Source organism: Pantoea folii, assembly GCF_056678875.1.
Genome location: NZ_JBWXON010000002.1, coordinates 291,595 through 314,715, shown reverse-complemented (window position 1 = coordinate 314,715; position 23,121 = coordinate 291,595). Strand labels below are relative to the sequence as shown.

At 54.0% G+C, this 23,121-nt stretch carries 18 protein-coding genes; 6 read left to right on the top strand and 12 right to left on the bottom strand.

Features of this window, described 5'->3' with window-relative positions:
• Positions 1-396: 396 nt before the first annotated feature.
• Positions 397-1,584 carry an aminotransferase-like domain-containing protein gene (locus AC1MDE_RS04910; protein ID WP_058959961.1) on the top strand — a complete coding sequence of 396 codons (1,188 nt, stop codon included), beginning with the start codon at positions 397-399 and terminating at the stop codon, positions 1,582-1,584.
• Between the two features lie 33 nt (positions 1,585-1,617).
• On the opposite strand, the gene uxuR is transcribed toward AC1MDE_RS04910, so the two are convergent.
• The 4 genes from uxuR to uxuA all read right to left on the bottom strand — a co-directional run bounded on the left by uxuR (position 1,618) and on the right by uxuA (position 6,601).
• A complete protein-coding gene (gene uxuR, locus AC1MDE_RS04905) occupies positions 1,618-2,385 on the bottom strand; it encodes a Uxu operon transcriptional regulator (RefSeq protein WP_058960025.1) in 768 nt (255 codons plus the stop codon).
• Positions 2,386-2,469: 84 nt separating this feature from the next.
• Positions 2,470-3,888, bottom strand: a complete 1,419-nt coding sequence (uxaC, locus tag AC1MDE_RS04900) for a glucuronate isomerase (protein ID WP_058959960.1) — start codon at positions 3,886-3,888, stop codon at positions 2,470-2,472.
• Positions 3,885-5,366 carry a fructuronate reductase gene (locus AC1MDE_RS04895; RefSeq protein ID WP_480344346.1) on the bottom strand — a complete coding sequence of 494 codons (1,482 nt, stop codon included), beginning with the start codon at positions 5,364-5,366 and terminating at the stop codon, positions 3,885-3,887. Before AC1MDE_RS04895 ends, uxaC begins: the two co-directional genes overlap by 4 nt.
• A gap of 56 nt (positions 5,367-5,422) precedes the next feature.
• Positions 5,423-6,601, bottom strand: coding sequence for a mannonate dehydratase (uxuA, locus tag AC1MDE_RS04890; protein ID WP_479398470.1), 1,179 nt, complete (start codon positions 6,599-6,601; stop codon positions 5,423-5,425).
• A gap of 375 nt (positions 6,602-6,976) precedes the next feature.
• On the opposite strand from uxuA, the gene AC1MDE_RS04885 reads away from it, so the two are divergent.
• Positions 6,977-8,278 carry an MFS transporter gene (locus AC1MDE_RS04885; protein WP_034827231.1) on the top strand — a complete coding sequence of 434 codons (1,302 nt, stop codon included), beginning with the start codon at positions 6,977-6,979 and terminating at the stop codon, positions 8,276-8,278.
• A 15-nt stretch (positions 8,279-8,293) separates the two neighbouring features.
• Positions 8,294-10,687 carry a glycoside hydrolase family 31 protein gene (locus AC1MDE_RS04880; RefSeq protein ID WP_480344345.1) on the top strand — a complete coding sequence of 798 codons (2,394 nt, stop codon included), beginning with the start codon at positions 8,294-8,296 and terminating at the stop codon, positions 10,685-10,687.
• 90 nt (positions 10,688-10,777) lie between these two features.
• On the opposite strand, the gene AC1MDE_RS04875 is transcribed toward AC1MDE_RS04880, so the two are convergent.
• Positions 10,778-11,323, bottom strand: a complete 546-nt coding sequence (locus AC1MDE_RS04875; RefSeq protein ID WP_479400915.1) for an NUDIX domain-containing protein — start codon at positions 11,321-11,323, stop codon at positions 10,778-10,780.
• 43 nt (positions 11,324-11,366) lie between these two features.
• A complete protein-coding gene (locus tag AC1MDE_RS04870; RefSeq protein WP_034827224.1) occupies positions 11,367-12,275 on the bottom strand; it encodes a LysR family transcriptional regulator in 909 nt (302 codons plus the stop codon).
• 105 nt (positions 12,276-12,380) lie between these two features.
• Here AC1MDE_RS04870 and AC1MDE_RS04865 point away from each other — a divergent pair, with 105 nt between their 5' ends.
• On the top strand, positions 12,381-13,475 hold the full coding sequence (locus AC1MDE_RS04865) for an oxidoreductase (RefSeq protein ID WP_058959956.1): 1,095 nt from the start codon (positions 12,381-12,383) through the stop codon (positions 13,473-13,475).
• 63 nt (positions 13,476-13,538) lie between these two features.
• Here the strand turns inward: AC1MDE_RS04865 and AC1MDE_RS04860 are convergent, their stop codons facing one another.
• Positions 13,539-14,441, bottom strand: a complete 903-nt coding sequence (locus AC1MDE_RS04860; RefSeq protein WP_058959955.1) for a ParB/Srx family N-terminal domain-containing protein — start codon at positions 14,439-14,441, stop codon at positions 13,539-13,541.
• Between the two features lie 132 nt (positions 14,442-14,573).
• On the opposite strand from AC1MDE_RS04860, the gene AC1MDE_RS04855 reads away from it, so the two are divergent.
• Entirely contained in the window at positions 14,574-15,206 is a 633-nt protein-coding gene (locus AC1MDE_RS04855; protein ID WP_058959954.1) for a DapH/DapD/GlmU-related protein, read from the top strand.
• 2 nt (positions 15,207-15,208) lie between these two features.
• Here the strand turns inward: AC1MDE_RS04855 and AC1MDE_RS04850 are convergent, their stop codons facing one another.
• The 3 genes from AC1MDE_RS04850 to AC1MDE_RS04840 all read right to left on the bottom strand — a co-directional run bounded on the left by AC1MDE_RS04850 (position 15,209) and on the right by AC1MDE_RS04840 (position 19,087).
• The gene (locus AC1MDE_RS04850; RefSeq protein ID WP_058959953.1) at positions 15,209-16,528 is read right to left on the bottom strand and encodes an MFS transporter; all 1,320 of its coding nucleotides are present in this window, start codon (positions 16,526-16,528) and stop codon (positions 15,209-15,211) included.
• 173 nt (positions 16,529-16,701) lie between these two features.
• Positions 16,702-17,937 (bottom strand): MFS transporter, encoded by a 1,236-nt coding sequence (locus AC1MDE_RS04845; protein ID WP_479398473.1) that lies wholly within the window; start codon positions 17,935-17,937, stop codon positions 16,702-16,704.
• 10 nt (positions 17,938-17,947) lie between these two features.
• Entirely contained in the window at positions 17,948-19,087 is a 1,140-nt protein-coding gene (locus tag AC1MDE_RS04840) for a metallo-dependent hydrolase (protein ID WP_058959951.1), read from the bottom strand.
• Positions 19,088-19,521: 434 nt separating this feature from the next.
• On the opposite strand from AC1MDE_RS04840, the gene AC1MDE_RS04835 reads away from it, so the two are divergent.
• The gene (locus AC1MDE_RS04835) at positions 19,522-20,751 is read left to right on the top strand and encodes a Fic family protein (protein ID WP_480344344.1); all 1,230 of its coding nucleotides are present in this window, start codon (positions 19,522-19,524) and stop codon (positions 20,749-20,751) included.
• A gap of 61 nt (positions 20,752-20,812) precedes the next feature.
• On the opposite strand, the gene AC1MDE_RS04830 is transcribed toward AC1MDE_RS04835, so the two are convergent.
• Together AC1MDE_RS04830 and AC1MDE_RS04825 are read right to left on the bottom strand one after the other, a co-directional pair.
• A complete protein-coding gene (locus AC1MDE_RS04830; RefSeq protein WP_082678105.1) occupies positions 20,813-22,132 on the bottom strand; it encodes an NtaA/DmoA family FMN-dependent monooxygenase in 1,320 nt (439 codons plus the stop codon).
• Positions 22,129-23,058 carry an aliphatic sulfonate ABC transporter substrate-binding protein gene (locus AC1MDE_RS04825; protein ID WP_058959949.1) on the bottom strand — a complete coding sequence of 310 codons (930 nt, stop codon included), beginning with the start codon at positions 23,056-23,058 and terminating at the stop codon, positions 22,129-22,131. Before AC1MDE_RS04825 ends, AC1MDE_RS04830 begins: the two co-directional genes overlap by 4 nt.
• Positions 23,059-23,121 lie beyond the last annotated feature (63 nt).

Genomic DNA, 23,121 nt, shown 5'->3' with positions numbered 1-23,121 from the left:
TTCCACAATGAGTGGCGCTTAGCACTCCTCACAATTGTGCTTAGGCCATCGGCGGGTGGAGTCAAAGCCCCGGTAGCCGAAAGACGCGCTCCTGTCAGAGGAGAAGGAAAGTGATGGAACTTGTTCGATTGCTCCTGGACCTGGTCCGGGTCGTCCTGCAAATCATCGTTGCCCTTTTGCAACTGACCGGTCAGGCACATTGACCGGAACTTGAAGCAAGGCGGAGCTCACCCCTCCGCCTTTTTTCGTTAGTTTCACCGGGTGATTTTTTCTCAATGCCTGTAGTTACCTTCCGGCACTAAATTCTCTTTGCCAGACAGTGAAAATGTGATTATCAGCTTAGCTAACTTATGTTATGAATTTAGTCTTAGAAAAAAATAATCAGGTAAAGGTTTTATGTCGTCGCAAAAATTGTCCAAAAGCGTTCAACGCATTCATTCATCTGCCATTCGTGATTTATTGAAACACAGCAAAATGGAAGGGGTGATTTCTCTGGGTGGTGGCATCCCAAATCCCGACCTGTTTGATACCGAAGGCCTGCAGATCGCCATGGATCGCGCCTTGTCGCAGGATGGTCACAACGCATTTCAATATGGCTTGAGTGAAGGTGATCCGCTGTTACGTGAAGCGATCTGCCGCATTTCAGCCGACCGCGGTATTGATTGCACGCCAGACGACGTGGTGATCACTTCTGGCTCCCAGCAGTCACTGGATATTCTCGCCCGCGCGTTGATCAACCCCGGTGATGTGGTGGTGGTGGAACGTCCAACTTATCTCGCCGCATTGCAGGTTTTCCAGTTGGCTGAAGCGCAGTTCAAATCTGTTGGCACTGACGGCGAAGGCATGATTGTTGATGAGCTGGAAGAGCTAGTCAAACAGACACCAATCAAAGCCGTGTATATCGTTCCGACCTTTGGCAATCCAAGCGGCGTCACCTTATCTGATGCGCGTCGTCAGCAGTTAGTCGTGCTGGCGAAGCAGTATGATTTCCTGATTTTTGAAGACGATCCCTACAGCGAGATCAACTTCACCAATCAGACATTCCGCCCATTAAAATCCCATGCGCAAGCGATGGGGGCCAGCGAGAATGTGATTTATACCTCGACCTTCTCCAAAATCCTGGCACCGGGCGCGCGCGTTGGCTGGATCACCATGCCGGGCTGGTTGAAGTCATCAGTGGTGAACCTGAAGCAGGCAACGGATCTGCACACCAGTGCCTTGTCACAATCCCTGACGCGTCATTATCTGGAAACCGGTCGTTTGCCGGAGCAGATTCGCTTGATCCGCGCGGCCTATAAGCAGAAGTGCGATGCATTATGTGCAGCGCTGGAGACGGAGTTGGGGGATAAGCTACACTTCTATCGCCCGCTGGGTGGCATGTTCCTGTGGGCAACGTTCAGGGAAGCTTTCAACACCACCGAATGGCTGAAAACCACGCTGAGCAAGGGTGTGGTGTATGTCCCGGGCGAGTTTTTCTACTGTGATAATCCAGATACTTCAACGCTGCGTATTTCGTATGCCTCAGTATCGGAAACCAATCTGGCCGTAGCAGCACAGCGTTTGAAAGCTTCATTACCGCAGTAATCGCCTGAAAGCCCTTGGTAACAAGGGCTTGTTCTAGCCGTTGGCACTGTCCAGCGGCCAGGATTCAAACAGATAACCATCAAAATCGATGTCATCGACATCTGAAAATTCCAGCAGTCGCTGTTTCACATTTTCCAGATGCTGCCACATGGCTTGCTTGGCGGCGCGTGCATCTTTCTTGATCAATGTGGCGAGGATCTTCTTGTGATCGTCGAGCCACTGCTTACGATAATGAGTGTTCACCAGATGACGATGTAACTGACTCCACATCACATTATCTTCACGCCACTGCCAGGATTGTTTGAACAACTCGACCAGCATGCTGTTATGGGTCGCTTCGGCAATCGCTAAATGGAAGTTACGATCGCCGTTCTCGCTCTCATTCACGGCGCCGGATGCCAGTTCTCTCTCTTCCAGTTCCAGCGCCTGACGCATCTTTATGATGTCTTCACGCGTGGCCTGAAGGGCGGCAAACTCCGCGATATTACTCTCCAGCAATTGACGCGCCTGCAGCATCTCAAACGGGCCGGCATCGTTACAGGCGGCTTGTGCCGTTGCACGCGGTGCAGGACTGTCGTTTACCACGTAGATCCCGGCACCACGACGCACTTCAATCAAGCCTTCCAGCTCCAGCATGATCAGTGCTTCACGCACCAGCGTACGTGTGACATCCAGCAGCGCAGCCAGTTCACGCTCAGGCGGCAAGCGTTCGCCCACGGCATACTGCTTTTGCATAATCATGTTACGCAACATTTCCCCCACTTCCTGATAAGGGCGCTGCGCTGATGCTTGTGTTTTCATGAGCTCTTTTCTGCTGATTAAGAAGTTGACGACCACTGACGCTGCCATCAATGGCGCCCTGCACTATAGCACAGGGCGGAATTCTCAACGTGGATTGAGGGTAAAGTAGCGCTGTGCGTTATTGAAACAGATATCCTGCAGCATGTTGCCGAGTACCGCTTCATCGTGCGGCACAATGCCATCCTGCACCCATTGACCGAGCAGGTTGCACAGAATACGGCGGAAGTATTCGTGGCGTGTGTAAGAGAGGAAGCTGCGTGAATCGGTCAGCATCCCGACAAACTGGCTGAGCAAACCGATTTGCGACAGTTGCTCCAACTGGCGCAGCATGCCATCGCGCTGATCGTTGAACCACCAGCCGGAACCAAACTGCACTTTACCGGCGATGCCCGCACCCTGGAAGTTACCTGCCATCGTCGCCAGCACTTCGTTGTCACGCGGATTGAGGCAGTACAGAATGGTCTTTGGCAGTTGGTCGTTAACATCCATCGCATCCAGCAGGCGCGAGAGCGGCAAAGCAATATTGTTATCGCCAATCGAGTCAAAACCGCTGTCGGCACCCAGCAAACGGAACAAGCGAGTGCTGTTGTTGCGAATGGCACCGATGTGTAACTGCATCACCCAATCACGTCGTGCATACTCGGAACCCAACCAGACCAGCACCGCGCTGCTAAACTGCGCGATTTCCAGCTCGCTTAGCGTGTCGCCATTGCGACGTTTCGCCAGAATGGCGTCCAACACGCTATCGTCGGGAACAGGTGCAAAGCGCAGCACTTCAATCCCGTGATCCGCTGCGCGACAGCCATGGGCAGAGAAGTGATCTAACCGGCGCAACAGCGCGGTGCGCAACGCATCAAAGTCGGTGATCGCCACATCCGCTGCTGCCTCAAGCCGTCCCAGGTATTCAACAAAGCCTTCAAGCTCAATCTTGAACACCTTATCAGGGCGCCAGCTTGGGGCGACATCAATATCAAAGCTGCTGTCTTCAGCAATCTGACGATGATATTGCAGCGAATCAACCGGATCATCGGTGGTGCCAACCATACGTACATTCATTTGACGCATAATGCCGCGTGCAGAAAATGCCGGGGTTGCCAGTTTCTCGGCGCATTCGTCCCATATGCGTTGTGCGGTGTCCGGCCCAAATAACGTATTGGTGATGCCGAACGGGCGACGCAGCTCCAGATGAGTCCAGTGGTAGAGCGGATTGCCCAGCGTTTTGGGCACGGTGTGGGCCCACGCGAGGTATTTATCGTAATCGCTCGTAGATTTACCGGTGATCAGCGATTCATCCACGCCCGCAGCACGCAAGGCGCGCCATTTGTAATGGTCACCTTCCAGCCAAATTTGTCCGAGGTTGGCGAACTGACGATCCTCGGCGATCTCTTGCGGATTGAGGTGGCAGTGGTAGTCATAAATCGGCATGTCAGCCGCATAGTCATGGTACAAACGACGCGCAACGTCGCTTTGCAGCAGGAAATCGTCATCCATAAAGTGCTTCATTTCGGCTCCTGATTCAGGGATGCAACGGCGGCGCGGGCACCATGCTGGCAAAGCTGCGCGTAAACCTGTTGAAGATGGCTGACGAAGCGCGGATTGGCGGGCAAATCGTCTCCAAAAATGGTTCTCACGGCAAGCAGGGCGCTAACGCGCCCATCGCCTTCTGGCGTGTGCTGGTTGATGTCGTGCAACGTGGCAAGTAATGGGTCAACCACATCATAAGGCTCACCACGCTCATCCTGCCCAAGCACGTAACGCATCCAGCCGGCAATTCCCAGCATCAAGTGGCGATAGTCACTGCCGTGCTTCAGGTGATAGCGCACGGAATCGAGCCAGCGCTGTGGCAGCTTCTGACTGCCATCCATCGCAATCTGTTGCGTCCGGTGGCGCAGGGAAGGGTTGCTAAAACGTTCGATCAACTGATTAGCATAGGCCTGCAGATCGATACCCTCTGGCATTGAGAGCGTAGGTGCCTGTTCCTGCATCATCAATGCCAATGCCGCCTGGCGATAGGCCGGGAGTTGCATTGTGTCAGCGATGGTTTCACAGCCACCCAAATACCCGAAGTAGGCAAGAAATGAGTGACTGCCGTTGAGCATACGCAGTTTCATCATTTCAAAAGGGGCAACGTCTGCCACAAACTGCGCGCCCACGCGATCCCAGTCAGGACGGCCGTTGACAAAGTTATCTTCGATCACCCATTGGCGAAACGGCTCACAGGCCACGCCGCAGGGATCGGGTACGCCCAGCAAGTCGCGAATCTCCTGATGTGTTTCGTCGGTCACTGCGGGAACGATGCGGTCAACCATGCTGCTGGGGAAGGTAACGTTCTCATCAATCCAATGCGCCAGTGCCGCATCGTGCAACCGCGCCAGGCCTATCACAGCGGCGCGCGCGACATGGCCGTTATCACGCAGGTTGTCGCAGGAGAGCACAGTAAACGGCCCTAAACCACGCTCACGACGCACACGTAATGCTTCGACAATAAAACCAATGGCGGATTTCGGCGTGCCAGGGTGCGCAACATCATGTTGAATAAGTGCATTATCCGCATCCAATTCACCGTTGGCACCCTGAGTGCAATAGCCTTTTTCCGTCACCGTCAATGAAACGATAGCGGTTTCCGGACGAGCCAGCGCTTCGATAATGCCGTCGTGTCCATCCAGTGCAGGATGCAAGGCTTCTTTGATGGCCGCAACGAGGTGAACGTCGTTCTGCCCGGCACCTTTTTCCGTCACGCTGTAGAGCAGATCTTGCTGGCGCAGTTGTTCGACCAACAGTTTGCCGCTCGCCGACATCAGGTTGACCTCACAGATGCCCCAGTCAGTGTCACTGATTTCAAGCAGGTGATGCAGATACAACGCCTGATGCGCGCGATGAAAGGCGCCACAGCCGATATGCACAATACGCGGCACCAGCCGCTGATGGTTCCAGGCGGGGCGGGTCACGTTCAGTTCGCCATTGGCGAGGTTAGGTTTCATGTAAACTCCATCTAGCCGGGTGCGCCATCAATGGCACCCGGCAGCAACGAATGCCATCAGAAATAAGCGCGATGAATCGCCAGCTCCACACCGCGAATTTCCGCCAACCCTTTCAGACGACCAATCGCCGAATAGCCGGGGTTGGTTTTCTTTCTCAAGTCGTCGAGCATCTGGTGACCATGATCCGGGCGCATCGGAATCAAATCCTCCTGACCGGCCGCTTTACGACGATGTTCTTCTTCAGCAATCGCCTTAATGACGGCGAACATGTCAACATCGCCGCCTAAATGCGCTGCCTCGTGGAAGGTGTTCGGGTTCTCTTCGCGTTTGGTTGACCGCAGGTGTGCGAAGTAAATGCGTGGGCCAAAACGTTTCACCATGCCGGCGAGATCGTTATCTGCCAACACGCCGTAAGAGCCGGTGCACATGGTGAAGCCATTCGCCGGGCTGGGTACGGTATCGATCATCCACTGCAAATCTTCTGCGTTAGAGACGATGCGTGGTAAACCCAGAATCGGACGCGGGGGATCATCCGGATGCACTGCCATCCGAACACCGGCCTCTTCCGCCACTGGAATAATCGCGCGCAGGAAGGTCGCGAAGTTTTCACGTAACTCAGCTTTGCCGATGCCGTCATAACGGGCTAATTGAGCACGGAACTGGTCCAGCGTGTAACCTTCTTCTGCACCCGGTAAACCAGCGATGATATTGCGCGTCAGGCGGGTTTTATGTGCTTCGCTCATGTTGGCGAAACGCTCAGCTGCCTGCGCTATTTCCGTGGCGCTGTAATCCTTCTCCGCACCGGGACGTTGCAAAATGTGCAGCTCAAATACGGCAAATTCGATCTGATCGAAACGCAGCGCTTTCGCGCCATCGGGTAACAGATATTCAAGGTCTGTGCGCGTCCAGTCGATAATCGGCATGAAGTTGTAGCAGACGGTTTTAATACCGCACTGCGCCAGATTTCGCAAAGACTGCTGGTAATGACGGATCCACTTCTGACACTCACCGCTGCCGGTTTTGATCTCTTCGTGAATCGGCACGCTTTCCACCACTGACCACACCAGCCCAGCGGCTTCCACGATGGCTTTACGCTGCATAATTTCGTCTACCGACCACACTTCGCCGTTAGGGATGTGGTGCAGGGCGGTGACGATGCCGGTCGCGCCAGCCTGTCGTGCATCGGCAAGAGAAACGGGATCATTTGGGCCATACCAGCGCCAGGTCTGCTTCATGTTGTTACCTCTTTTAGGTCCTGAAAATGAAACCCAGGACAATTCTTATATTGGTTGACCTATTTATCGGTTAGCGCACCCCTTATGGCGTGGATTGCGCTCTCAGAGCCTAAAATTCGGCTCTTTAACGTCTGATGTCAACCTCGCAAGCCATTTTGGTTAACCAGATCACAAATGCGGCATCTGAGTGGCGACCAGGTTCCGCATCTGTGGTTCACTCCTGGCGGATGGTTAGAGATGACTCACTGAAGTCGCTCCTCAACAACAAGCAGCAATTCCTGGGCGGCAGCCAGCGATATTTCCGGTTTATCGCTTGCCCGCGCATTCACCACAGGATTTGTAAGCTCATGATGTTAATAAAGATTGGAGAACCAGATGAACCGCAGTTTGAATCCAGGGATCGCTGCTGCTGGCAGCAAACGCACCTTCCGCAATTTGCGCTGGTGGGTATTGGTGTTGTTCTTAGCGGGCGTTACCGTCAACTACATCACGCGTAACTCATTAGGCATTCTGGCACCTGAGCTGAAAACCAGCCTGGGCATCACCACTGAACAATATTCATGGATCGTCGGTGCGTTTCAGCTGGCGTACACCTTCTTTCAACCAATTTGCGGCTGGCTGATTGATGTCATCGGCCTGAAAGTCGGCTTCCTGATTTGTGCCTCGGTCTGGGCGGTCGCCTGTCTGTTCCATGCCGGCGCGGCGAGCTGGGTACATCTTGCCATTCTGCGTTTTGTCATGGGCGGAGCGGAAGCCGCAGCCACGCCAGCCAACGCCAAAGTGATAGGGGAATGGTTCCCGAAAAAAGAGCGTCCGGTTGCAGCGGGTTGGGCCGGCGTGGGCTTCTCAATTGGCGCTATGCTGGCGCCGCCCATCATCTACTTCGCGCACGCTTCTTTCGGCTGGCAGGGCGCTTTCCTGTTTACGGGTTGCCTGGCACTGGCGTGGGTGGTGCTCTGGTGGTTGCTGTATCGCGATCCGGAAATTCATCCCAATCTGTCTGCATCGGAACTGGAATTTATTCGTCAGGATAATGAACCGCCTGCCGTCAAATTACCGTTCTTTAAAGCCCTGAAAAGTGTCTCAAAGAATAAACGTTTTTACGGTATCGCCATTCCCGCTTTTATGGCCGAACCGGCGTGGGGCGTGCTGAGTTTTTGGGTGCCGCTCTACCTGGCGAAAGATCTCGGCATGGATCTCAAACAGATCGCCATGTTCGCCTGGATGCCATTCCTCGCGGCGGATCTCGGTAGCGTCGCCAGTGGCTATCTGACGCGCCTCTATACCCGCCTGTTTGGTTTCAGACTGGTCAACTCCGTGGTTGCCAGTTCGGTCACCGGCGCTTTCCTGATGCTCTCCCTCGCATTGGTGGCAATGACCAAAGATCCCTACGTCGCGATTGCACTGATCTCGATTGGCGGTTTTGGTCACCAGATCATCTCCTGCATGCTCAGCGCGCTGGTGGTGGAGAAGTTTGATAAAGGCCAGATGGCCACCGTCAATGGCATGCGCGGTTCCTTCGCGTGGATATCCAGCTTCCTGTTCTCACTGGTAATTGGTGTCACCGCCGACAAGATTGGCTTTAACCCGTTATTTGTCGCCATGGGCTTCTTCGACCTGATTGGCGCGGTCTTCCTGATTGCATTTATTGCTGAACGTCGCGCCCAGCGCGCCTGATTAAAGTAGGTAACAATGAAAACCTTAAAGAATTGGTCACTCACGCATTCTGATCAACACCATGTTGCGTTAACCGTCGATGGGAAGTACCAGCTGAACCTATTCGTGCTGGAATCAGGCATGTTCCGTGTTTCGATTAAACGTCAGAGCGGCTATGCACTGGACCGCACCTGGAGCATAGCGCCAGACAGCGATGTGCAGTGGGAAGGGCGTCCACGTGACAGCCTGGCGGGCTTTACCCTGCCAGGGTTCACGCTGGAAGAAGAGGGCGACACGCTGGTGGTTTCCACCGATGTGCTGCGCGTGATTGTCCATCAGCCACTGGCGCTGGAGTGGCAACATCGTGATAGCGCTGGCGCCTGGCAACTGCTGACCTGCGACCGCCCAACCAGTGCCTACCTGATTAACGCGCACGGTGATGGTGTGGCGCACTACCAGCGCCGTATGAATGACGATGCCTATTACGGTCTGGGCGAGAAAACCGGTGACCTTCAACGCAATGGCAAACGTTATGAGATGCGTAACCTCGATGCGATGGGCTACAACGCCTCGTCAACCGATCCGCTGTACAAACACGTGCCGTTTACCATTACGCGCCGCAGCGATGTGAGTTTCGGTCTTTACTACGATAACCTCAGCAGCAGCTGGTTTGATCTCGGTAACGAGCTGGATAACTACCATCAGCCTTATCGCCGCTGGCAGGCGGAAAGCGGGGATATTGATTATTACCTGTTTGTTGGCAACAAAGTGTTGGATGTCACCAAGGCCTTTGTGCGCCTGACCGGTAAAACGCTGTTTGGCCCAAAATGGAGCCTCGGTTACAGCGGCTCAACCATGCACTACACCGATGCACCGGATGCACAAAATCAGCTGATGAACTTCATTCGCCTGTGCGAACAGCATGATATTCCGTGCGACTCTTTCCAATTGTCATCGGGTTATACCTCGATCAATAACAAGCGCTATGTGTTCAACTGGAACTACGACAAAGTGCCACAGCCGGAAGTGATGAGCCAGGCGTTCCACGATGCCGGTTTGCGTCTGGCTGCCAACATCAAACCTTGCCTGTTGCAGGACCATCCGCGCTACGAAGAAGTCGCGGCGCAGGGCTTGTTTATTCGCGATTCAGAAGAAGATGCGCCAGAGCGTTCAGTGTTCTGGGATGACGAGGGTTCACACCTTGACTTCACCCATCCCCAGGCGGTGGCGTGGTGGCAGGAGAACGTCACCCAACAGCTGCTGGCGAAGGGCATCGATTCGACCTGGAATGACAACAACGAATATGAAGTTTGGGACGGCGAAGCGCGTTGCCACGGCTTTGGTACGCCCATCGCCATCAAGCATATTCGCCCGGTGATGCCGTTGTTGATGATGCGTGCGTCGATGGAAGCGCAGCAGCGTTTCGCGCCAGAGAAGCGTCCTTTCCTGATCTCGCGTTCTGGCTGTGCCGGTATGCAACGCTACGTGCAGACATGGAGCGGCGATAACCGTACTAACTGGACGTCACTGCGTTACAACATCCGTATGGGCCTGGGGATGAGCTTGTCGGGTCTGTATAACGTCGGGCACGATGTCGGCGGTTTCTCGGGTGATAAGCCGGATGCAGAATTGTTTGTGCGTTGGGTGCAAAACGGCGTGATGCACCCGCGTTTCACCATTCACTCGTGGAATGACGATCACACGGTGAATGAGCCGTGGATGTATCCGTCGGTCACGCCTACGATTCGTGCTGCGGTCGAACTGCGCTATCGCCTGCTGCCGTATCTCTATACGCTTTTGTGGCAGGCCCACGCGGACGATGAACCGATGCTGCGCCCAACCTTCCTCGATCATGAGCATGATGAACAGACCTTCGCCGAGTGCGATGAGTTTATGCTGGGCCGCGATTTACTGGTGGCCAGCGTGGTGGAAGCAGGACAGCGTGAACGCAGTTTGTGGCTGCCAGATAACCAAACTGGCTGGTATGACTTCGCAACGCAACAGTGGTACAGCGGCGGTCAGTGGATCACCTTGCCAGCACCGCTGGAAACCCAGCCGATGCTGGTTCGCGCCGGTGCGGCCTTGCCACTGAGCCAGCGTCTGCGTCACGTTGATGCACAAGCAGATGACCGCCGGACGCTACAGCTTTATCCAATACAGGGTAAAGGCGTGAGCAATGGCCAGGTGTTCGAAGATGACGGTGAGTCCTGGGGTTATCAGCAGGGTAATGCGCTGTGGTTAAGCTGGGAAATGCGCAGCGATGCCGAGGCAATCCACCTGAGCTTCACACGCAAAGGCGATTATCAGCCAGCATGGAAAACGCTGCAAATTGCTTTGCCAGCCGGAGAACGGCGCCAGCTTTACATTGATGGTGTCGCGGTTGCTGCGGCAGATGCGCAAGCAGTGCTGGCGGAGATAGCGAGTCACTAAGCGTCATTGTTCAGGGAAGAGTGCGCAGCAATGCGCACTCTTCAAACGCACAGCGACCTGACATCAATGTGGCCCTGTGCGTTACCCGGCTTAATCAAGCAACCCTTTGGCCCGCGCCAGTAAAAACGCGGTCACTGAAGTGGCATCGGTCACTTTACCTTCCAGCACGAGCTGCAGAAACTCGCTGATTTTCATTTTGCGTGCAGTGAGTCCGACTTCCTCGGCATCCAGATTCTGCCCTTCATAGCGTAATTCGCTGGCAAGATAGATGTGATAACCCTGCGCGGAGTATCCCTGCGCCAGTTTTTGATAGCCCACGTTCTGCCAACGATTGGCAATCAATCCCGTCTCTTCCTGCAGTTCGCCCGCCGCCAGTGCTTCTGGTGTCGCACCGGGGTCCAACTCCCAGCTGCCTTGCGGCAACTCAATGGTGCGTTCACTTATCGGATAACGATACTGCTCAACCACAAAAATGCTGTCCTGCTCCACCGGAAGGATGACGACAAAATCGTTTTTTTCGATCACCGAATAGAGACCTTCGCTGCCATCGGCACGCTGAATTTTGTCCTCTTTTAACGTCATCCAGCGGTTACGATAGATCTCTGTCGATGTGAGGGTTTGAATTTCTGGTTTCAAAAGGGGCCTCCATGAAGTGAATCAGTGAGTCAACGATTTAAGCCTATAAACGGGGTGCCGTGACAGGTAACTTATCTGTTTTTTCCATCGCTTGTTTTAAAGCATGAAGAAATACCGTCACCCGTGCTGGCAACTGGCGAGTTGTGGGGAACAATGCCCAGACACCGAGCATCTGCGGTTGAGCATCCTGTAATTCAATGGCGATTAACTCGCCTGAAGCGAGCTCTTCACGGATGTCCCACTCAGATAACTGAGCAATGCCGCTTCCCGCCACGCACAGAGTACGCACCCCTTCCACGTTACTGCCACTGAAACGGCCTTCCACGCTTAAGCTCGAAATATGCCCATCAATGATGAAGCTCCACTGCACCACGCCTGAGAGTCGCAGGCAGTTGTGATGATGTAAGTCGTTTAATGTCTGAGGCGTGCCGAAGCGTTGGAGATAATCGGGTGAAGCACACAGCATACGCGGGTTGTTAGCGAGACGGTGAGCCACTAAACGGGAGTCACGCAGCGGCGCAATGCGGATAGCGACATCGTAGCCCAACCCTACCAGGTCGGTGACGTCATCGCTCAGCTGAAATTCTATGCGCAGTTCCGGGTTGGCCTCCATCAAGGCTGGCAACAGCGGAATGATGGTGCGACGACCAAAGCCAGAAGGCGCCGTAATTCGCAACTGACCAGTCGCACCTTGCTGGTGTGGTGAAAACAGATTGCGTGCACTCTGTTCGGTTTCCGCCAGCGATTTCGCATAGGGCAGAAACTCTTCGCCCTCCACAGTCAGCGCGATGGCGCGAGTCGTGCGGTGCATCAGCCGCACGCCGAGATCGTCCTCCAGCGAGGCCAGCCGACGCGACACCGTCATCGGCGTAGTATTCAGCCGCCGTGCCGCCTGCGTCAGGCTGCGCGTTTGCGACACCATCAGGAAAACCTCAATATCTTTGGAGTTCATTGTAACGATTTCCGTTATACAGACGTATCATCTTCGGTCATTTTTGCCGCTAAAGCGACACACTACAATGCGCTCTGACGATAATCAGGGAACACGATGTAGCAAATGGCCGATAAACACTTATTTCAGAGCGGGACATTAAATCGACTCGCGCTGAAAAACCGCATCATGGTGGCACCCATGACGCGCATCTCCGCCACGGTAGATGGCGTACCGGGCGACCGCATGAAGCACTATTACGAACGTTTCGCGCGGGGGGGTTTTGGCACCATCATCACCGAAGGGCTGTATATCGACGAAGCCTGGTCGCAGACGTATGCGTTTCAAGCGGGGCTGGTTAATAGCCGCCAGGTCGCAGGCTGGCGTGCCATTACTGATGGTGTGCATCAGCATGGTGGCAAGATCATTGCGCAGCTGATGCATGCCGGCGCGATTTCCCAGGGCAATATTTACCGACGCGATACCCTGGCTCCCTCCGTCGTGCAACCGCGTGGAGAACAGCTGGGCTTTTATCATGGTCATGGCGACTATGCGTTGCCAGGAGAAATGAGCGAAGATCAGATTCAGCAGGCGATTGACAGTTTTGCCGAGACCGCTGCGCGCGCCATTGGCGTAGCGGGATTTGATGGCATTGAAATTCACGGTGCCAATGGCTACCTGCTCGATCAATTCTTTACGGATTACACCAATCAGCGTGGTGATCGTTGGGGCGGTGATATCGCTGCCCGCCTTTCACTGACCCTGGCGGTGATCCGCGCGGTACGCCAGCGTATAGGCCACGATGTCACTTTAGGTGTGCGTATTTCACAAGGCAAAGTGAATGATTTCCATCATAAGTGGCAGGAAGGGGAAGCGGGGGCAAAACAGGTGTTTCGCTTATTGGCTGAGTCAGGCATTGATTACCTGCATCTCACCGAATACAACGCACTTCAGCCCGCTTTTGCGGACAATGCGCTTTCGCTGGTACAGATAGCGCGAGAGGCGGCACCAAGCCTGACTATTGTGGCGAATGGTTCGCTGTCAGACAGCGGCAGCGCGTCTCAGGCGCTGGAGCAGGGCGCTGATTATGTCGCGTTGGGTAAAAGCGCGCTGGCCAACCCCGACTGGCCGATGCGTATCCGTGATGCAGCACCCTTGCGTGAGTTTGATAAAAATCTCTTAGCCCCTTCCGCGGATGTTAAGGATTGCGAGCTGGCGTAAGGGGTTAATCGCATCGGAAGATGGAGATCAGTACGGGGGCACGACATGTCCCCGTACTGACTATTATTCTTTAAATGCCCAACCCAATTTTCCATCCGCAGAAATTATTTTATCGAGTTTCTTCTCGTTGACCTTTTTCATCGCCCCCAGCTTTTCAGCGGTGAGCGGCCCGGCATCGCTCTGGGCAATGACCGTGTCTTTGGGCACTTCGGTGATTTTTTCAGCAATGGCGGTAACTGCAGCGCCATAGCCTTTGCGGTCATGCAGGTCGAATGATTTCAGTGGCAGTTCAGTCTCAAGCCATTTACCCCAATAGAATTCAAGGAACGGCGGCGGATTGTCCTCTTTCTCAAAGCCGATATCGCGCACGAAATAGACCAGCGAACGATATTCATCATCCTGCATATGTTTACGGCCCAACTCTTTCGGCAGGTCATGCGGGGTGATTTTGCCTTTAGGCGTATCCAGCCAGACCAGATGGGCGGCTTCCATTTGCTGCCAGAACGCATTCATCGTTTTCAGACTGCGGAAATCATTGGTGATGCGCACCTGTACGCGCGTTTTCAAACCACCAACATCAGCGAAATTACTGAAGGTGTGATGCCCATCAGTGAGATAGAGCGCATTATCCGGGGCGATGACGGCAGTTTTCATCGGTCCTGGCTGCGCACCCACCGGGGCTTTACAGGTGAAGCTGTCAGGATCGGAGATGCGTGATTTGCTGTTGAACTTGTCTACGCCTTTCTGCCCCATGCTTTCACAAAAATCATCGAACAGCTTTTTGGGATCGGCCTGGTAACGGTGCAGTTTGTAATCCAACTGGCGATAACCAATCGCGGCTTGCGTGGGATGCAATTGTGATAACTGCACCTGCACGATATCACCTGCTTTGATATCAGCGGGCAGTGCCGCTGACGCCTGGCCAGAAGACCACAATAGAGCTAACAGTGACCACGGTGTTCTCATTCCCTTTCCTTAAATGGCCTCAAACGAAGCCGCTACGATAGCATTTCTGTCATCTTGCCGCTTTAGTGTTGTGCTTCGCGCTTGACCTATTACAACCCGGTATCCAGACCTCTGACCACATTGGAGCTTGCTATGGCCCTTGCCGCTGTCCAACCGGCTAAACTGCAACACACCGTCATCGATCCTAGCGTGCGTATGCGCGAAACCCACATTGGTCAGCAATGTGAGATCCTCGCCGAAAGTTATCTTGAATATAGCGAGTTGGGCGATTTTTCTTACCTCGGCGAGCACTGTTGTGTCGCTGATGCGCAGATTGGTCGCTTTACCGCGATAGCCAATCAGGTGCGTATTGGTGCGCCAAATCATCCGATGGATCGTGCTTCCCAACATCGTTTTACCTACTGCCCGGAATATTATGATACGCAGGCGCAGCGTGATGCCGGGTTCTTTGCCAACCGTCGAGAGGACCGCGTGATCATCGGTAATGATGTGTGGATTGGTCATGGCGTCATTGTGCTGCCGGGCGTGACCGTTGGTGACGGCGCGGTATTGGCGGCTGGCGCGGTTGTGACCAAAGATGTGGCCCCTTACACCATTGTGGGCGGTGTCCCTGCGAAACCCATTCGTGTCCGCTTCACGCCAGAAATCGCGGCGCAGTTGCAGGCGATTGCGTGGTGGAACTGGCCGCTGGAGAAGCTGATGACGCATCTGGCGGATTTTCAATCGCCAGACATTGCTGCCTTCTGCCAGCGGCACGCCGTGTAAAATTACATCGCCTGCTGTGCTGCCACTGTGGGTGCATCAGCCTGCAGGCGTTTCTCAGGTTGTAATAGCGTCATCGCCAGCATGCTGCCAAACGCAATGCAGGCGGTAACGGTGAACATGGCGTTATAACCGTAATATTCCGCCAGCCAACCGCACAGCATCGGGGAGATGATGGAGGCAAGGTTGGCTATCGCCAGCGTCATGCCACTGTAAGCACCTACCGAAGCTTTTGGCGTCACATCAATCACCACCGACCAATACACGTTATTCACCAGCGCATTGAGCGCGTTACCTAGCGTCATCAGAGCGATGATCCCTGCCGCTGAACTCACCCACGGAATCGCCATAAAACAGCAGGCGGTCGCGCACAGCGTGACGGCTGCGAAGACGTTCCTTGCCAGGCGAAGGTTGTTAAAGCGTGCCAGCAGACGATCAGCTATACGTCCGCCGAGCAACACGGTGAAACAGGCACCGCTCCACGGAATCATCGCCACGTACCATAACGAATGTAGATCGTAGTGGAAGTTATCCTGCAGATATTTGGGCAACCAGGTGACCAGCGTGAAGGTGATATAGAGGAAGCTGAAGTAGCCAAGTGCGTTGCACACCAGCGTGCGACTGGTAAAGAAACGCCACCACGGCAGTGCGCCCTCATGTTGGCTTTCAGGCTTTTGTCCATTGATGATCAGCTGACGTTCGGCCGCATTGGCGCGTGGGTGCAGCAGCGGTGTGTCGGTAAAGTTGCGTGCAAACAGCAACATCGCCAGCAGTGAGAAGGCACCGAGCAGGATAAACATCATGCGCCAGTCGTCGGTTAACAGCAGCAAGCCCACGGCAATGGGTGCGGTCAGCAGTGAACCCACCTGAGTACTGAGCAAGCCGATGCTCAGCGCAAAACCGCGTTCATTATCCGGGGCCCAGTGGGCAATGGTTTTGTTCATCAACGCATAGGCCGGGCCTTCGGAAAAACCAAACAGGATACGCAATGCAGCAAATCCCATAATGGCTGAACCACCAAACAGCGCCATGCCGACTTCACCGGCCCATGCGGTGCCAATTTCCAGCAAGGACCAAAGAATCCCCGCCATCAACCACACTTTTTTGGTGCCCAATCTATCAGCGAGAAAACCGCCACACAGCGAGCCGAACAGGTAGCCAAAACCGAAATAGCCCAATACCGCACCCAGTTGAACTTTGGTGAAGTGAAATTCCTGAGAGATAGCGTTAGCAGCAAACGAGAGTGCGCCGCGATCAACGTAGTTGATCAGCGCGATGAGAAACAGCAGTGAAAAAATAGTGTAGCGAGTAGAGGATGCTTGCATAGCGCGACTCCTGAAGTAGAACACAGGATTCATTAAGCAAAGCTGATGCCAGAATGGTAAGGCTGCTAACAATTAGCGCGGATATACAAGGTAAGGCCTTTCTGTAGCAAGGGCGACCATCAGGACGCCCATTGTATGTCTGTCTGCACCAGCATGATCACATAAGCGTTCTTTTATAGTGCGGCGGATTGTACCTGAGCCATCGGGTGGCGATTACGCCACCAGCCAAATGCCAACAATGAAAGGCCGCCAACAATCACCAGTGCACCGAGCAGGGCGAATCCTGAGGTATAGCTTCCGGTTCGGGCATACAAAATCGCAACCATAAAGCCCGCCAGTGTGCCACCACCTCCCGCACCCAGGCCATTAACGATCCCGGCTGCCGCGCCTACCGCGTGAGGACGCACGCTGGACTGGATAATCGACCAGATGTTTGGCGTGAAACTGCTGGCGTAATAACCCATAGCGAGCGTTATCAGCGTCATTTTTATCACGCCGCTCTGTACCAGTGGCAGCACCAGTAACATGGCGCCGGGGATTAGCAACCCAAGCGAAGCGATAAGAATACGTTTGCCGGTTTTATCGCTGAGCCAGGACATCGGTATGGCCAGCACCACGGCGAGAAGATAAGGCAGCGAACTCGCGATGGCTGCACTCCAGCCACTGAAGCCCAGAGAACTTACCGCCATTGGAATCCATAACGTAATCCCCCAGAACAACATGCCCTGTGTGAGATAGGTAACGATCAGCAATACAAATGACAGTCCGCCGAAATCTGCACGTGTGAGGCGCGACTGACGTGGGGCGACCTTTTCCTGTTGAACCGGTGCATCGCGCGTGTTTAATAATGCGCGTGCATACAATGGCACCATGATCAGTAAACCAATGCCCCCACACAGGAAGAACAGATTGCGCCAACCCATCAGGTCATGCAGTGGCGTTAAAATGATAAAGCCAAGGCCCAGCGCCAGAAACTGCCCGTAATAGTGAATCAGGCTGTTAGCGCGCGTCAGTTCCGAAGGAGTAAACCATAAGCGTACAAAACGGGATTGTTGTGGCCAATAGATGCCTTCCGCCACACCCAGAACAAATCGGCAGGCAACTAACAGCATGACGGTACTGGCAAAGCCGGTAGCCAGTGTCGCGACAGACCACAGCGCCATCATGCCGATAGCGATGGTTTTTGGATCGTAGCGGGTGGTGAAAATGCCACCCGAAATGTTGGCCACAATATAGCCAATCAGGAAGGCGGTTAATACCAGGCTTGAGGTGGTGGCAAAATCTGCGCCACTGAAGCCAAGATCACTCGCCACCTCTTTTAATGTGACGGAAAGGTTAGTACGGTCGATGTAGGAGATAAACATACCTAACATCAGCGTACCGCCGATACGAAGCCAGGGAGATCGCATAAGGAATACCTCAGTGAAGGCCAAAATTGGCGCGCCACAGTGGCATGCCGGATTTCAGAGTGAGTTGAGGCACCAGCAACTGGCTACCCGTCAGGGTATGCTGATGGACATCGGTGAAGGTGACATCGCGTTTTTCGAGTCGGAACAGTGCCACATCGGCACAACTGCCAGGCTGCAGAGTGCCTATTTGTTGAGACATGCCCAGCAATGCAGCCGGGCGTGCAGTACAGCGCTCCACCACATCAAACAGTGACATGCCCATGGCAAGGAATTTAGACATCACCCAGGGGAGGCCAAACACCGGCGGGCGATTGAGCGTCAGAGCGGAGAGGTCGCTGCTAATGATGTCGGGTAAGAAGTCATCGGCGACGGCCAGCTGTGCGACGCGTTGAGAGAAATTATTGCGTCCGTGTGCGCAATCAAAGATCACGCCTCTTGCGCGAGCTTGTCGAGCCGCAGCTTTGACCCGGCCATTGTCGTCGAGCAGGGTGTCACCCTTGCCATGGAAGCAATGCGCGAAGACGTCTCCGCTGCGGAATATTTCCAGCAGTTGTTCGGTGGTATGCACCGGATCGGTCATGTGAACAGCCACACGGCAGTCGAGCTGCGTGGCCATCTCTACCGCGCGAAGAAAGGGCTGGGAACCCAGCTCGCCCACGACTGCACGCTCCTGTTTCAGCTTCAGCCCCAGCAGCGTTTCGGGATAACGGCGGAACAGTTGCTGCAGACGGGGGAAATCAAAATAGTCCGGGTTATGGTTTTCCTCTTGCCAAAGTTGTCCGCCGGGATAAGCCGTCACAAACGCTTTGATACGCACCAGGCTGCGGGGAATCTGGTCACGTAAAAAACTTTCAACATTCGCAGAGCCTGCGGAGCCGGCATCAACAATCGTGGTCACGCCGAAAGGTAATGAGGCGAGATCGGGCGGGACGCTACTGTGCGTTCCGCCATAAAAGACATGCGCATGATAATCAATCAGTCCTGGAAACAGGTAGCAATCCTTAGCATCAACGATCTCGGTACGGGCGCTAACGGGGGTATCGGGAGAGGCAATCAAATCATCGAGGATATGAATATCCTGGCGCTCCTGGATATTCCTGGCGGGATCAATAACTTCAGCATTTTTGATTAGGATGTGACTTTCAGACATCGCAGGGCAACCTCTTATCGGGGGTTATTTACTTTTCCTGACATTCAAGTCTGACGACAAAAGTGGCGTTGCGCCTCGGTCATTTGCATGGAATTTTCATTAAAGCCACACGCTTTTCTGGCAAAAAAGACAAAGCACTTTTATCTGTCTCACACTTATCCTGATTCTGTGATCGCCGCTGGAATAAGCTATTCAGACATGAAAAATTACGAATTAAACGTCTTTAATGCATGGTTATCTGCCTTGTGTTTTATTTAGTTTTGATGTTAGTTAATTAGTAAAATCAATAAATTAACCATTGATTGTTTACGTTTGCCTCATACTTATATCTCAAGTAAACTCAAAATACGTCATTTTTGAGATTTCTCGCGATGAGATTACGCCGCCCGCCCAAACAACTGCTTGATACCCAGACGAGCGCTGAAAGTGCTGAGATGCTGAGCCGATATACTGAGTGGGATTTGCGCTATCTGCATTTTGACGAACTTAGTCGTCGAATCCGGGATGCGGATGAACGGTTGGCGGTGTGGAGCGCGTTAAAATTTAAACGGCGCAGTACGGCTCAACATTTTGTCATTGCGTCACAAGACGTCAGTTGCAACTTTACCGCCAAAATCAACGCGGCTATTTCCCTGGTGGATCGCATGACCTTTGCGCGCAATGGTGAGCCCACTGATGAGGACGCGGCCTCCTATCTGATGTCACAATTGATCATGGAAGAAGCGATCTCCTCCAGTCAACTCGAAGGCGCAGCAACGACCTCGCGTGTGGCGATGGAACTGTTGGCGGTGGGGCGGGAACCCCGCAACGAAGATGAGAGCATGATCATGGGCAATTGGCGGCTGATGCAGCATATTGCCGCCATGGGCGATGGACCGCTAACGCGTGCCGATATCCTGCACATGCATCACATCGCGTGTGCAGGCATCAATGACGAAAAATATCGGCCCGGTGAGGTGCGCGGCAACAATGATGTTTTTGTGGCAGGTCGTGATGGCGAAATCATCCATCAGCCGCCCGATCACTCCGCATTGAATGGCATGCTGGATGAGTTGTGCGCTGAAGTCGAATTCCTGGAACAGCAGGGAACACACCCATTGCTGGTGGCCTGTGTTTTGCACTTTGCCATTGGTTATATTCATCCCTTCAATGATGGCAATGGCCGCACCGCACGGGGCTTGTTCTATCATCATTTGATTCGTCGTGGTTATCACGCCTTCCGATACATTTCGATCAGCAAACTCCTCAAGGCGGCCTCCATTAAATACGGTATGTCATACCTTTACAGCGAAACGGATGAGCTCGATCTAACCTATTTTGTCCAATTCCAGTGTGAAATTGTGATGCGTGCGGTGAATGCCTTCACAGAGCAAATCACTACGCTGCGTCAGGAACGGGCGCGTCTGGTGCATTGGGTAGAGGAAAATATGTCGTTGGCGAAAGGTGAGCTGGACATCATGGCGATTGCGCTACATGCGCCGGGTTCGCTATTGAGCGCAGCAGGGGTGAAATTAAGACTGGGTGTCGCCGATAATACCGCACGCAGTCGGCTGAAAAATCTGGCCGATCTTGGATTGTTAAGACCGATTAAGGAGGGAAAGGGCACGGTGTATCAGGCGCCAGTCTCCTTATGGAAACTGAAAAAGTGGCTAAAAAAACACTGAGTAATCGCAAGTAATCTCAAAAATCATGTCTTTTGAGATTGCTTGCGATGATCAAAATTAATCAATGAAAGCGATTAGCTGGTTTCACGAGGCCTAAACGTTCGCGTAGCGTGCCCGCAGCATAATCCTGATGAAACACGCGCGCATCCTGCAAACGGGGTACCACCTGGCTGAGGAACAGATCTTCATTTTCATCAATGTAGGTGGGGAGAATCACAAACCCATCGCAGGCTTGATGTTGATACCAGTCAATCATCTGTTGCGCGATTTGATCCGCCGTGCCGGTCGGTGAAGGGAACGACAAGCTCTCCGCATAGCGTTTGGCCATCTCCCCCAGAGTGAGTTTCTGCTCTATGGCGTTGGCAATCACATACTGAAAACGTCCTTTACTGCCGGTAATCTGCTCGCGCAAGTCGGGCACCGGTCCATCCACCGGATACTGTGACAGATCGATGTTCATGCTGGCAGAAACAAAACTGAGCCCGGATTCCACGGTGATCAGTGATTTGAGGTATTCAGCGCGGTCGCGTGCATCCTGCTCGCTGTGGCCGACAATCGGCACTAATCCCGGCAGGATTCGCAGCTGATCAGGCTGTCGCTGATAGTGCTGCGCACGCTCCTTGATCGTTTGGTAGAACTGCTGAGCGCGTTCCCGGTTAGGTTGCACGACAAACAGCATCTCCGCGTGTTGGGCCGCCAGGTCAATAAATGCCTCAGAAACACCAGCCTGAATCACTACCGGATGCCCTTGCGGTGGCCGGGGCAGGTTCAACGGTCCTTGTACCTCGAATGACTCGCCCTGATGGTCGAAGCGGTGGAAACGTGCCGGATCGGCAAAGCGTGCGCTGCATTTTTCCACCACCAATGCATCCTCTTCGAAGCTGTCCCAGAGCGCTTTCATCACGTCGATGAACTCTGCTGCGCGGCGATAGCGATCCTGATGGCTGAAGTGCTGGCTGCGGCCGAAATTACGTGCTTCGGCATGGGTTAATGAAGTCACCACATTCCACGCGGCACGCCCATCGCTGATGTGATCGATGTTGGCCAGCTGTCGCGCGGTGGTATAGGGCTCGGAATAGGAGGATGAGACGGTGCCGCCTAAGCCAATACGATCGGTGACCGCCGCCAGCGCGGCCAGCAAGGTGAGCGGCTCAGACCAGCCCACCTGGCGATGCTGCACGGTGTGCGCCAGATGTCCGCCATACACATCATCAATCGCCAGCTTATCCGCAACAAAGATCATATCGAGTTTTGCCGCTTCAGCGCGTTGGGCAATTTTGCGGTACAGCGGCCAGTTGCGGCCACCGGTCGTGGCGGCTTGCGGATGACGCCAGCCACCCTGATGAATGCCTGAGTCGAGGTACAGCGCCAGGTTCATCATGGTTTAGTGGCTCCTGCTTTGGCAAAAAATGACGCATCGACCAGGCTGCTCGCCTGCAAGCCGGGTTTGATTAACCCGCTGCGTGCGAAGGTATCAATCGCAGCCTGCTGGCGTTGCGCCACCAGCGTGTAGTCTTCCACCGGAGCGTTGTTTTCACGCTGAACCTTACTCAAGGCGACGGCATCTGGCAGACGCAGTAAAGACGCGATGCCATTGGCATACTCCTGCGGATGATCCACGCCCCAGGCGCGAGCGCGAATCAGACGCTGTCGGAAATCAGCCAGCTCTGCACGTTTATTACTGATAGCGCTATCGGTCGCCACCAGATAGTTGGAGACCGGTGCCTCCTTGCCGTCAATGGCGATGCGATCACCTGACTGAGCCACCGCAAAAGAGACATACGGTTCCCATGTCGCCACCGCATCCACGGCACCGTTATCCAATGCCAATGTCGCCTCAGCAGGCGTGGTGAAAACAAAGTTAACGCTGTCATCAGGCAAACCGGCCTGGTGCAGCGCGTTGAGCACCATGTTCTGACCCGATGAACCTTTCACCGTGGCCACCTTTTTGCCTTTGAGGTCGGCAATGGTATGGACGGCGCTATCCTTTTTAACCAGCAGCCCGTTACCCAAATATTGTGAGGCCTGAATAGCGCGGATTTTAGCCCCAGCCGCCACGGCAAAAGCCAGCGGACCATCACCGACTAATCCGGCATCCAGATGCTGTGAGTTGAGTGATTCCAGCAGCGGCGCGGCGTTAGGGAATTCGTACCATTTGATTTCATAAGGCACATTGGTGAGTTCACCGGCTGCTGACATCACGGCGCGGGCGTTCCCCTTTTGGTCGCCGACCACGAGTTCAGTATTGGCGGCATAAGTGGTGAAGGTGGCGGCCAACAATGCGCTGGCGATAAACGTGAGTTTCATGATGTTTCCCTGAGAAAAAAGAAAACAGCGTAAGTTTTCCGCTACAGCAGGCGTAGTAACAAA